A 13580-nucleotide genomic window follows, 5' to 3' on the forward strand; every position below is an offset into this window, starting at 1 on the left:
CATGCTCATTGACATTACCATGATGCGGGGGGAAATCCCCCGCCTCAAAGACCACTTATTGCCCAATGAGGCAGCATCATTTGCTACTGATACCCACTTTGAAAATGGGGTGCTGGCACCTTTAGCAGCGAGTCAATCGCTAGCCACCTTGCCTATGTCGGCAGGGAGCTTTCACCGATACAGTGATGGGTGGCTGGCGTGGGATAGTCGTGCCATCAGTGTTATCGAAAGCCCAGTGGCGCAAGACCCCTTTCAACGGGTGTACTACACAGGGGATGGCAGCCCAAAGGTCACGGCACAGGATATTGCTCTCAATGGTGAGGGAGTCGGGCCATCAGCTTCTTATGAGCTTGGGGTGCCGAGGCCGGATTCACCGCCTGTCGTGACAAGTGTTGATGGCAGTACCGGCGAAGAACCGCCAGAGGGGGAGTCGCCATCTTATGACGATGAAGACCGGGTTTACATCCAAACGTACGTGACAAGATTTGGCGAAGAGAGCGCACCAGGCGAGCCGTCTTTGTCTGTGCTTGTTGAACGCCCTGGCTCCACGGTGACCGTGAAGCTTACCCGCCCGCTGACAAACCGAAATAACATCACGCATACCCGTCTGTATCGCTCAGCCACGTCTACTGAAAGCAGTGATTATGTGCTGGTTGCCGAAGTGCCAATTTCCCACCCCCATTTTGCTGACAGTGCCAGAAATGTGAATGGCCCGGTGATGGAGACCTGGGGCTATGAGCCGCCGCCTGCCAACATGCAGGGGTTGTGTCAGATGGCGAACGGGATATGTGCGGGATTTGCGGGCAATGAAGTCATGTTCTCAGAAGCTTACTTGCCTTATGCCTGGCCATCGTCATATCGCAGCACGACAGAGCATGAAATCGTTGGAATTGCTGCCATCGGAACTTCACTGGTAGTTGTTACTAAGGGCTATCCCTATCTATTTGAAGGGATAACACCCGACGCGATAGCGGGCCATAAGCTCAATGTAGAACAATCATGTGTGAGCGCCGAATCTTTGGTTGTCCTGAAGGGAACGGCGGTTTACGCGTCCCCGGATGGGCTTGTTGTGGTGAGTTCAGAAGGCGCTAATCTGCTGACAGAAAACATCATAGACAGAAACAGCTGGCAAACGATGGCACCCGATTCGCTGTGTGCTGTCGCCGTCGAGGGTGAGTACATCGCGCAAGGCAGTGCAGGAGGCTTCATCTATGACCCGGTGTCTGAGTCGTTAACCCGGGTAACGGAAACCTGGGAAGCTGCCTATGTCAGCCTTGAACGAGATGTGATGGTGATTGCAAAAGGCCGCCAACTTTCAGAGTGGAAAAGTGCAGACGGTGTCCGTTCCTTTGTTTGGCGCTCAAAAGAGTTTTGGACGCCGATGCAGGCGATGCTCAATTGCGCGCGAATTCAGTCCCATGACCCCGAACATTTATCGGTCCGGGTGATTGCCAATGGCGTTACGGTGCATGTCGTGGAAAAGGGCGCGTTAACCGGCGAAGCGTTTCGCTTACCTGCAGTACGTGCCAACCGCTGGCAAATTGAAATAACGGGTAGCGCAGAAGTCGAACGCATCATGATGGCAAGCTCCATGGAGGAGCTTGCTTGAACGGGGTGCGGGGCGGGCGCCGTCAGGAGGCGATACGGGAGAATGTCGAGAAGCTGACAGGGCAAAGGGGCAATGGTCTGGATAGAGCGGTCACCGTCCGTGAACTGCAGGCACTGGGCCTTGCGACGGTGTTCCGAACCCATGATGGCAAGGTGGTACCCAAGCCTATCCCGCCGGTGGGCTCAGGAGATGACAACGTAGAGCGCCCTTCACTGCCACAAGATTTCAAGGCGGTCGGCGGCTTTGGCGCGATACTGTTGGAATGGAAGAATCCGGGCTACATCGGTCACGCACATACAGAAATATGGCGACATGATGAGGACACGTTATCGGAAGCCACAAAGATAGCCACGACGCCAGCGACTGTATTTAGCGATATCGTGTCGCCAGGTTCGACGTATTTCTATTGGATCCGCCATGTGAATGTGAATGACATTGCGGGTCCTTATAACGGAACCAATGGGATAGAGGTTTCCACCAGTCAGGACATCAGCGAAATTATCGATGAGATAGGCGAGCAGATGGAGAACTCACAGCTCATTCAGGCGCTACAAGAAGATGTTGATGGTGCGCATGAGAAGTTTGACGACATGTGGGCGGTCAAGGCGCAAGCCGATGATATTCAAGCTGGGATAGGCATTTTGGCGAACGCTGACGGTGTCAGCCAGGTCGCCATTGCTGCGAGCCAGGTTTTCGTCTTTGACCCCAATGATGCAAACCAAGGGTTGGCGCCATTGCTGGCAATCGACCAAGGCAACGTCATTATTCCCAAAGCGCTTGTCGAAACCGCAACTATCCAAATCCTCAATGCACAACACATTGTTGCCGATGAGGTCAGAGCGAGCATCTCGATTACTTCTCCAACCCTCACCTCTGCCGTCATCAATGGTGCTGAAATCAATGTTGGGAGCGGTGGTCCCTACAATGGGTACCACACGCGTATCACGGATAATGGCGTCATCTATACCGATTACCTGGTGGCATCGGGGGGACGGTTCAATAACGTTATCATCGAGGAAGACTGCACGGTCAAAGGCACTATCTATGCCAATCAAATTATTGGCGACGTGGTGAAACCGCACGTTTATACCAATGGCTCCAGAAGGCAAAGCCAGCGCTCAGCGGGCTCAGTGTGGAGTAACATCTTCAGCATCACCATCCCGGCAGCGCCCTTTCCCCGTTTGCTAATAGTGCCCGAGATTCGTTTTGACTCCGGGGGCTATGGTCAGCCCTATGTCAGGTATTACATCAACAACGGATTGGTGTTGAATGAGATGAGCAGGATTCTCGGTTCGAGTACGGCCTCTATTCCGATAAAGGCCTACAGCCTGCCTCTGAACACCACGGTAACGTTCCGTATGGATGGCTATTTCATCAACTTTTCAGGTTCTGCCTATCTTTCATTTCCTGCTCAAAGCTTACTGTTTATGTCGTTTAAATCTTAGGCGCGACGATGAAGAACCGCTTTAGCCAAGCAGATTGGGAATCGTATCGTGAGCGGTTGCTACCCATCATCAGCCAAACAGCCAAACGAAACGGCCACGATCACACACAGCGTATTGATGATGCCCTCTCAAACAAGAGGGCATTTTTGTTTCTATGCCCGGATGGTTTTGTGGTGCTAAGTCTGCGGGGGAAGCAGGAGAAGCGACGGTTGCTCGTCCTGTTTGCCTTTGGATGGGGAGAGCATTTAATCGCGCGTTACCAACCACAAATCGATGATATGGCGAGGCGGGCAAAGGCCCAGAAAGTGGAGCTGTACACCGCCGTGTTGGGCTTGTCTCCTTTACTGGAGAAGCAAGGTTATATCCGTTCCCAAACGAATGGGCACGTGGGCCATTGGACAAAAACACTGTGAGGTAGAAATGGGTGGTGGAGATGACAACAAGGTTGAGGAAACCGAATACGAAAAGGCATCGGCAGACATTGCCAACAAGTATTGGGATATCTACCAAAAAGACCTCAAACAATATGAAGATGTGTTTATTCAACGTGTCGATAATTTAAATAGCGATTCGAACATGGCGAATGTGAAAGCTGATACTGATTTGGCTTACAACAGCGCGTTTAGCGAGAACCGGGATGCCACGGCAAAACATCTCACCGCATCCGGTATCAATCCTTCAAGCAAGAAATTTGGCAGCGCCATGGCAGACCTTTCCACCGCTCAGGCAACGCATCAGGCTGACACGGTCAACAGGGCGCAAGCCTCAGAGCAGGATGCTCATATTGCCGGGTTGTCCGATGTGGTAGCGATGGGCTTGGGCGAGCAGGCAGAAGCATTGCAGCGTTCGACTGACGTGGCCCACATGAGTCTTAGGGAAGCCAAACAGGATGCGCAGGCGGACTTTAATCGCCGATCCGCTAACTTACAAACAGCAGGTGCTGTCGCGGGGATTGGTCTGAGAAGCGCCCAGCAGTTTTCTGGTCGCGGTACAGGAACGTCCAACCTGATTGATGGGTCAAGTACCTCGCTGAAGGGCCACTATGATCCGAACTTCAACCCTCAAGGGGCGATGAATGCGTAAGGAGAGTGATGATGGGTATAGCATCTGATACCTACGCGGAAATTACCCGCAACATGTACGACGACTGGCTCAACCGGTTTTACCCCAAACAGGTCGAATTGCTTCAGAAATCCCAAAGCGGTCAACTGCTGAACGAGCAGCTGGCACGGGTAGACAGCAATGCCAACGATGCCGGCGCGTCCGCCAAGCTTTCTGAAGCGAACAAGATGGCCAGATATGGTTTAACCCCTGAAGGTGATGTTCACCGGAACGCCAAGCTCTCATTGGCAAAGGTCGCGGCGAAAAACGGACTCAGAGATCATGAACGTGACCGCTCCATGCAAACGTTGGCAGGCGCTGGGTATGCCGTCAAACAGAATGCGTCAGTGGAATAGAAGGAGGCAGTATGGGGTATAGCCTGAGAAGTGTCGCCAGCAAAACTAAAGGCATGGCACTCAATGGCCTTCGAGACGCGGCCATGATGGAGAAAGACAGAGAAGCGGCCAACGAAAGCATCGAACAGGCTGAAAAACAGCAGACAATGAACAGTACAGTCAGCGGCGCGTCTCTGGGGTTTATGATTGGCGGGCCCATTGGAGCGGGGATTGGTGCTGTTGGTGGGTTTGTGCTTGGCGAGCTGTTTTAAGAGGTGGTCATGGGAAAGTTAGATACCCGCGGATTCATGGATACGGCGCTGCGCTCTTTTGATGTGGCCGACCGTTATTTCGCCCGTCAGGAAGACAGGGAATATCAACGGTTGCGGGATGCGAAATACGATGAGCGTTTTGACCAGCAAATGGCCCTCAGACATGCACAAGAACAGCGTGCTCGACAAGCTCACGAAGACAAATATGGTGTGGATGGTGAGGGCGGCTGGCTTGCTGAGCAGCGCCGGCGTGAGGGGGAGTTGCACGAAAAGAACTTAACCTTACGAGAGGCACAAATCGGATTAGCTCAATCGAGTCAACGTCGCAATGATTACAACCACCAACAAGAACAACGATCAGCGTTTGTCGATGAGAATGCGATATTGCTGGACACTGGATGGAAGCGATTCATTGAAACGGGTGAGGCAGATGACGTTTTTGATAGCGAGTATGTTAAGGGAACGGCACTTGATCCTCGTCGCTACCTTGACCCTGCATTAAATCAAGCTGCAGATACCCTTGAGCAGAAAATACCGGATGTTCTAAAGGGACAGCTCGACTTCAACGACGCTGATTTGAAAGGTGCATTCTCTGCGTTTTATAAAAACAACCTTAAGGCTTCGGTTGGGCAGATAGACGCTTCTTCAGGGAAAACTATTCAGGACGTGAGATGGGGAAGCCTGACTTTTGCCAAGGACATTGACCCTTCCCAAGCGGGAGCACAGCCGGGATTGGTCATTAACGCCGAGGTTCAGTATGAGGGTGAGAGTGAGTGGGTTACCCGTCCGATCACTAAAGGTCGCTCAACGTCCAGCAATGACAACGTGAAAGTTGTTCCTTTAGAACATGCTCTCCAAGACATCACCGGTCAACTGAAACTGCGTCGTCAGGCTCAGCTGTCACCCGCCTATCAGTCGATGTTCCGCAGCGCCTCTAAAGATGACAAGAAAGACTATCGACGCGCGGTGATGGACATCGAGAAGCAACGAAGCGAAGCCTTGAAAGAGCTGAGTGTGCTTGGCACCGAAGAGCAAGTGGCAGCCGTGAATCAGCATTTTGACGGTCAACTTAAGAAAGTTCAGGCGCTCTTTTCTGGCCAGGACATGGCGACATCAACAGTACCTGAGCCGGCTATCGAGTGGGCAGGAGACGACCGCAACAAACAGGGTTTTCTGAAAGCATTGAAAGCCAAAGGTGAAGACCTGTCAGAGGTGGATGTCGCCGTCTTAGAACGCGCTTATCAAGACCAAATCAATAAACAAAAATCGGACAAGGCAGAGCAGCTTGCCGGCCAAATCCGCACAGAAAACGCCAAGCGTTACACCAGTCGCTAATCCCTCATCGATAAGGAGTGACCATGCAAGACGATGATGCGCACTTCACCCTCTCCGACGATTTTGATCTAAGCCGATATAGGGAAGAAGAAAACGTGGAAGTGGGCGCCAGTGACCTTGGCAAGGCAGTCGCGGCAGGCACCTTGGGGGCGCTGGAAGGCGGCACAGAAACCATCGAACAAACGCAAGGCTTTCTGGGTGAGACAGCGCGAGAGTTGGGCGTGCCAGAGTCAGTGGTAGAGGCGGCCAACTACACGCCACAAGGCTTAGCCGCCAATTACATTTCGTTTCTCGGTGATGCGTACAAAGGCGCCAAAGACTGGGTGACAGAGTCGTTGTCGGATGATGGCAAAAAGGCGTTGTCCACCATGCCGGTGACAGAGACCCCTGAGGGAGACTGGAAATGGTCGACGGATCCCGCTGTGTGGAGCATGCAACTGGCCAGAGGCATTGGTTACATGGCGCCGACTGTGGCATCGGCGATTTCGACCGGTGGGATGTCATCAGCGAATGCCCTGTCGTCTCTGACCAGTCTTGCCGTGCGCAGTGGTGCTAAACCTTCGTTGGCCCCTAAGATTGCCCAGATGACACTGGGCATGTTGAAGAAATTACCCACCACGGCAGTTGCTGTTGGGACGGATGTGGGTGCGCAAGGCCTCCAAGCCAAAGAGGGTATTCTCAATACCAACTTCGAACAGCTGGCAAACAGTGATGCGTTTCGCACAGCCTTCCTTTCGATTGATGATGATCCGGCATTCCTGCATCTGTCAGATGAAGAAAAGCTTGAACTGGCCAGAGAACGCATTGCTGATACAGCGTCCAGAGCGACCATGACGGACCCTATAACGTTAGGTGCCAGTGTCGCTGCGACATTAGTGGGCGACGTGCCGCTCGCAAATACTTTGGTCTCAGGCACGGGCAAAGGATTCGTAAAAAGCACAGCTGCTGGCGTCGCTAGGGAAGGGCCAACAGAAGCGCTACAAGGGGCCGCTGAGCAGTATGTGGCGAATACAGTATCTAATGAATATGGTGGGACAGAACGCGATCCGATGGAGGGCGTGGCATTGTCTGCGGTTAACGAAGGGATGTTGGGTGGTGCCACCGGTGGCATGATGGGCGCTGTAAGCATGGGCCGAGGTGCGGAACCTGACGTCCCTGAGGTTACGGAATCTCCACTTGAAGCGCCGACTTCCAGCCCAGAAACACCGCCACCGACACCTCAAGAACCCTCCCTTCAATCAAGACTCCAAAACTCCCGCCAATCTCTGCGTGAAAAACACGTCTTGAGCGATCCTCACGACCACCACTTGAGAACACTTAAACTCGCCTATGCACTGGACCCTGACAAAACAGATGCATTATTGGATCGCATCGAACAGGGCGATGAGCAAGCCGAAATGGGTATTTACACCTTGGCTGAAGAGGCCAGCAGTGCAGGTATTGATGAGACGGGTGTACAGCAGCGCTTTGATGAGGCGGTTGCCAAGCGTCGAGCGGTAAAAGACAAGGCCCAATCCAAAGCGGAACGCTATATCCACGCACTAGAGCAGGGGCGAGAGCGTGTCATGCAAACACAGCATTCACCGCCGACTTACAAACCGTATCACCCACCAGAAGACCCCAGGCTCCAACAATGGGCTGAAGAAGAGGCGATGAAATCAACGCGCCAATTTGACCCAGCTTTGGCACGTGCAGAGTTGCTCAAGCGAGAATCACAAGCAGAGCGAGCAGTGAACTCTAATGACCAAACTTTGCAGCCAACTACGGAAACGAAAACCTATCAGCGCGCAAAAGCAGAGCAGCAAAAGAAACGTGTGAGAGAAAACGTTGAGGCTAGTCGCCAATCTCGAGGTGAGTTTTCTTCTCGTCCATATTCGATGAAATTGAGAGAAGAGGGCAAAACGCCTCTAAGAGATATTGCTAAACGCATCAAATCAGCACGCAAACGCTTAAAACACAATCTGGCTACCGCTAATCCACAATTGGCAGAAGCGTTGCTTGCGACGCTGCGAGAGGCGCCAAAACGTCTTATGGCATTTGAGATAGAAGCACATAAGCGGAAGGCCTATGAAGATGGGTTGCCGGAAAACCAAGCGCGACGTGCGCAGGCTGAAGCCTTATTTGAAGATACTGAGGCGGCTGATGCGCCAGAGTTTCAGCGCAACGCCATGATGCAGGTAATTGATGAGCTAAGAGCGCGTGGGAAAGCCATCATTCAAACCTTACCTGTCAATGAACACGCCTCGGCGAGTGATACCCTTGATGAGGTATCGAAAGAAGTGCAATCAGAGTTTCGCAAGATGATGGCAGAGGCGAAAACCCAGAGAACGAAACGCTTCAAGGACTTCACGCCAAGTCTTACCCAAAGAGACAACGTAAACACTGCCTCGAATTCATCAACCGAGACGAATTCAAGGCTGGAGGATGTCGGCGAGAAGATCGGCGGCGCCAGAAAGGATGTCTGGCAAGCTTATTCGAGCAGCATGCAAGGCAAAGATAACGATGAGATCAAGTCCCTTCCTATGTCAAAGGTTTGGCCCCAACCGAACTACCAGAATATGGTCAAAGCAGGTGTGTCGCTCGAGGCGTTGAGCTTGTTTCGAGCGATCCGCGAGATGGTACCAGCGAAACCCCGTACCAGCTATAAAGTCACCCGGTGGGCCACAAATATCAGCATACTGCGTGAGATCGCCTTAGCCGTCATAGACGGTACATTGCCCACACAAGAGGCTGTCGCTGAACTAAAAGCGAGTCCGAATCGTGACGCGTTGGGGATTGCCGGCAAAGCGGCCCTCTATGATGCGATAGGGCATGAGCACAGTTTGTCAGATTTTGAGGTTTCGTCAGGGGATTACTCTCTGTTTGAAGGGAAACATTATAGTCCCGCTAAAACCATTTGGACCGTCGCACGCAAAGCCAAAGGCGGCATCTATGGGCATTGGCCACGGACCCTTGCCAGTGGTGACACTCAGGCCGAAGCCATCGAACGTTTTAAAGGCCGCTTTGCCGAACTTCGAAAGGCGCCAAGCCCAAAAAAGAGCACGTCATTTGATATCTACACGAAGGCGGGGAACAGCGGCTTTTTCATTGGCAAAAAGGTTGGAAGAACCTATGTGGACTTGGCTGGGCCGATAGATAAGTTGGCTGAGGCAAGAAAGCGGCTGACAGAGGACCATGATGCACTTGCCGAGAAGTTAGAAAAGGCAAAAGTGATTCCGCCGCTACGCAGAGATACCAATCAGCCTCGATTGGGTGAAGACATTCGCCAGGGGGGAGATGTCACCCCTGAAGACTTTGCGAATACATTCGGATTTCGTGGCGTAGAGTTTGGCAATTGGGTAGAGCAATCCAAGCGTCAGCGTATGGTCAATGATGCGTTTGATGGACTGATGGATCTCGCTGCCGTGCTAGGTATCCCTCCCAAAGCGATTTCGCTGAATGGCGAGCTAGGGCTAGCTTTTGGCGCTCGAGGTCAGGGAGGCCGTGACCCAGCTGTCGCGCACTATGAACCAGGTCGTGTGGTCATTAATCTGACGAAGAAAAGCGGCGCTGGCTCGTTGGGGCATGAGTGGTGGCATGCACTCGATAACTACTTCGGCAAATTGGATTTAGGTCTTAACCGTGGCACCAATGCTGCCATCTACCTGACAAAAGATGCCAGTCACCCTAATGCAGGGCGTGAAGTGCGAGCGGAAATGAGAGAGGCCTTCGTGGGCCTCATGAAAACGATTGATCAAACGGAACTTCGTCAACGCTCCCTTCATTTGGATAGAAAAAAGGCCAACGACTACTGGTCGACGAACATCGAAATGAGTGCTCGGAGCTTTGAGTCATACCTGATTGCTAAGCTTGCTGACCAGAATGCGAAGAATGATTTTCTGGCGAATATTGTCACGGAAGAAGGCTGGGCTCGCCATGCCACGGATGCGCAAACCGCTGCTGCGTATCCCTATCCAACAGAACAAGAGGGTATGGCAATCCGTCGGGCTTTTGACCGTCTATTTAACAGCATGGAATCAAAGGACACCGGTGATGGACGTGTCATGCTGTACTCACGTGAATCTATCACGCCAGGGTATCGACAAGTCAAAGGTCTACCCAAAAGAAACGTAGAGCTAGGAGTGAAGCAATGGCTTAGAGATTATAAAGGGGGGGCGGGGGTAAACATCCGTGTTATCCAAACACAAAAAGAGGCCGAAACACTGCTCGGCCAGTCCTTTCCCGACGAAACTGTTCATGCGTTCTATCACGATAAGTCCGCCCAGGTGATGGTGGTATCGGACAATATTGCGAGCATGACAATGCTTCGCCAGAAGCTTCGCCATGAAGTTCTCATTCATCATGGCTTGAAAGCCGTCGTTGGCGATAGTGAATACCAAAAAATCGCAGAGCGTGTCTTTACCGGCAGAAACTCCAAACACTTGAAACCGCTCTGGGACACCGTAAAGAAGAACTATGGCAGTCTTGATCCGCTCTCACAGGTGGAAGAAGTGTTAGCCCATGCAGCAGAGTTGGAGCGCTCTACCTTTCAGCAATGGTGGGACCGGGTCATTGAGGCTATCGCTCATGCACTACGCCGCGTCGGACTGATGCGGCCTGGGGACATGACAAAAGCCGAAATGAACAACATTGTTCAAACGTTGATTGACCGAGTGAAGTCGGTCAATCACTGGCACCCGAATGAGGGCGAAAGCGGAGGGACAACCAAACTATCCAAGTCTCAATTGTCAAAAGCGCGGTTCTCCAAAGAGCAACATCGCGAAGTGGATTTGAGGTTTAGCAAAGCTTCAAAAGAAGACTTTGATGACATCATTAGCCGCATAGCGAGCCAAAAGACACCGGCTGAACGGTTCTCATCACTGTTCAAAGCGATGGGCTCCGCAGCTAAGGGTCTTGCTGGCGGCAAAGTGGGCCTGGGTGCAGTCACGTTGCGCCAATTGGCCGATTTGTCCAAAGAGACATTGCCGATGGTCAAAACCTATGTAGATACGGTCCATCGCATGCTGACACGTCGCAATCAGATGGCCTTTGAGGCAGCGGAAATCGCTCAGGACATCCGAAAATGGTCAGCTAAAAACAGTGCGGTTGCTGATCAAATGTTCTCTATCGCGCACGATGCCACAGTAGCGGGCGTTGACCCTGACGTAGCGTTTGTACCCGCAGAGGCCGCTATCAAACGTCGCATTGAATACCTCGAAAACGTCAACAAAGGCAGCGGGAAGTCAAAAGCGCAAACCGATGAGATACGCCAGCTACGAAACGACCTGAAAGACGAACCGAGACGGCAGCGTAGACACGCCCAACTGCAGCTTCAGTTCGAACGACTACCAGAAGAAGCCAAAGCACACTACCGGTCAATGCGAGACAACTATGCGGCGCGTCACCAGGACTACCGGCGATTGCTTGAACAACAAATCCTGAATGCTGAGATTGATGGCCATATCAAGAAGAAGCAAATCGCAGAACTTCGGACTGTCTTCGACCTGCAGGAAGTGAACGCTCCTTATTTCCCACTGACACGATTTGGTGATTATTGGCTGGCGTCAGTCGACCAACATGGCGAGAAGCGCTACATGATGTTCGACACGGAAGGAGAGCAACAGGCTACGGCTAAAGGATTGCGAGATAAGGGTTATGGCGTGAACACGGGGTATAAGATGGATAACGTCAATGCCATGAATGGCGCGAGCCTTTCGTATGTCACAGAGCTCATCAAGAAAGTCGAAGACACCTCACTCAACGACAGTAAAAAAGATGAAATCAAAGACACGATTTACCAATTGTATCTTCAAGCTTTGCCTTCTCGCTCCATGCGCAAACAATTCATGCACCGCAAGAAGGTGAAGGGGTGGAGCAATGATGCGTTGCGCTCATTGGCATCGAACATGATGAAAGGTGCCTATCAACTCGCGCGGATGGAGTTTTCCGACGAACTAACAAATCTTGCTAAAGAAGCATCAGAGACCTCCCAGAAGAACAATAGCAACCAAGCTGGCCGCTATGCAGAGGAGCTCCTCAAACGGCATGAATGGGTGATGAACCCAACACACTCAAAAGCTGCGCAGACAATAACCTCTGTGGGGTTTGTTTGGATGCTCGGTGTGTCTCCGGCAGCGGCGCTCATCAATACCACCCAAAACTTTGTTGTTGCACTCCCCATACTAGCGAGCCGATATGGGGCAGGGAAGGCGGCTTCAGCCCTGGCAAACACGACGAAAGAGTTCATTGCAGCCAAGGGAAGCATCAAGGCAAAACTTCGCAATTACGAAGAGAAAGACGCCTATCAGCAATGGCATGACATGGGTCTTTTAGATGCCACCAATGCGCATGATTTGGCGGGGATGGCAGAAGCAGAGAATTGGCAATATAACGAGAAATACGACAAAGCGATGGGGATGGTCAGTGCGTTGTTCCATAAGGCGGAAGTGTTCAACCGTGAAACGACCGCAATGGCTACATATAGGCTTGCGAGAGAAAAAGGCACGAATCATACACGAGCGGTTAAGCTCGCTGCAGATACGACCTGGGACGCGCATTTTGATTACACCAACGCTAATCGAGCCCGCTACATGCAGTCTCCGACAATGAAAGTCATTACGCAGTTCAAGCAGTACAGCCAGAACATGACGTACTACTTGCTGCGGAATTTTTACTTGGGCTTCAAAGGCGTTACCGCAGAAGAGAAGCAAGTCGCCAGAAAGCAACTCATAGGGACGTTAGGTACCACTGCCATGCTGGGCGGTGTCAGCGCACTTCCCCTTGGGTTGGTTTACACAATGGCCAATGCGCTGAATGCGGTTTTTGGTGATGAGGACGAACCTTGGGACGCAGAAATTGAGCTCAAGGCATATTTAGCTGATGCGGTGGGTGAGGAGTTTGCTGATCTCGTGATATATGGCGCAGGCGGGGCAGGTGTGTCGCCACGAATCTCTTTGGATGGTCTTTGGATTCGTGACCCCTATCGAGATTTACAGGGGCAAGACTTATGGAGCCACTATGCGCAGCAGGTCGCCGGACCCGTGTTGGGTGGCGTTATTTTGGGTGGTATTCGAGGTTCGGAGGACATTGCTAAGGGACAGTACTGGCGGGGTATCGAAAGAATGGTACCTAAATTTGTCAGAGACCCTTTGAAAGCCTATCGCTATTCTGAAGAAGGCGCGCTGAGTAACAAGGGTAAAACATATAAAGAAGCAGATGACTTTTCGGTGCATCAACTGTTGGCGCAAAGCATGGGCTTTTCAGACCATGAATTGATGAAACTTTACGAAAGTAGAAGCGCAGCAGAAAACCAAAGACAAACTATCTTGAAACGCCGTCGCGAATTGATAACCGCATATTGGGTGGCAGTTAGACAAAGGGACCATGTACTGTTGGCGACTATCAGGATGAAAATGTCCAGATTCAATCGATTAAATAGACGCCAAAGTATAAAAATAAAGATAGTAGGTAATTAGTTTTAAACCTTCGAAAGGATTAATGAGAG

The 13580-nt window shown here is 51.7% G+C and carries 8 protein-coding genes; all 8 read left to right on the plus strand.

Features of this window, described 5'->3' with window-relative positions; translation table 11 throughout:
* Position 1 precedes the first annotated feature (1 nt).
* The 8 genes from K6Q96_RS06965 to K6Q96_RS07000 are packed head-to-tail and all read left to right on the plus strand — an operon-like array spanning position 2 to position 13551.
* The gene (locus tag K6Q96_RS06965; protein ID WP_251878979.1) at positions 2 to 1609 is read left to right on the plus strand and encodes a hypothetical protein; all 1608 of its coding nucleotides are present in this window, start codon (positions 2 to 4) and stop codon (positions 1607 to 1609) included.
* 5 nt (positions 1610 to 1614) lie between these two features.
* Positions 1615 to 3054, plus strand: a complete 1440-nt coding sequence (locus K6Q96_RS06970; RefSeq protein WP_251879607.1) for a phage tail tip fiber protein — start codon at positions 1615 to 1617, stop codon at positions 3052 to 3054.
* Positions 3055 to 3062: 8 nt separating this feature from the next.
* Positions 3063 to 3467, plus strand: a complete 405-nt coding sequence (locus tag K6Q96_RS06975; RefSeq protein ID WP_251878981.1) for a hypothetical protein — start codon at positions 3063 to 3065, stop codon at positions 3465 to 3467.
* A 7-nt stretch (positions 3468 to 3474) separates the two neighbouring features.
* Complete coding sequence (locus tag K6Q96_RS06980; RefSeq protein WP_251878983.1) at positions 3475 to 4137, plus strand: hypothetical protein; 663 nt, start codon at positions 3475 to 3477, stop codon at positions 4135 to 4137.
* 8 nt (positions 4138 to 4145) lie between these two features.
* Positions 4146 to 4511, plus strand: a complete 366-nt coding sequence (locus K6Q96_RS06985) for a hypothetical protein (RefSeq protein WP_251878985.1) — start codon at positions 4146 to 4148, stop codon at positions 4509 to 4511.
* An 11-nt stretch (positions 4512 to 4522) separates the two neighbouring features.
* Positions 4523 to 4762: a bacteriocin gene (locus K6Q96_RS06990; protein ID WP_251878987.1), complete on the plus strand. Its 240-nt coding sequence runs from the start codon at positions 4523 to 4525 to the stop codon at positions 4760 to 4762.
* Between the two features lie 9 nt (positions 4763 to 4771).
* Positions 4772 to 6097, plus strand: coding sequence for a hypothetical protein (locus K6Q96_RS06995; RefSeq protein ID WP_251878989.1), 1326 nt, complete (start codon positions 4772 to 4774; stop codon positions 6095 to 6097).
* A gap of 23 nt (positions 6098 to 6120) precedes the next feature.
* Complete coding sequence (locus K6Q96_RS07000; protein ID WP_251878991.1) at positions 6121 to 13551, plus strand: PLxRFG domain-containing protein; 7431 nt, start codon at positions 6121 to 6123, stop codon at positions 13549 to 13551.
* Positions 13552 to 13580: the final 29 nt, after the last annotated feature.

Source organism: Grimontia kaedaensis, from assembly GCF_023746615.1.
GTDB lineage: Bacteria > Pseudomonadota > Gammaproteobacteria > Enterobacterales > Vibrionaceae > Enterovibrio > Enterovibrio kaedaensis.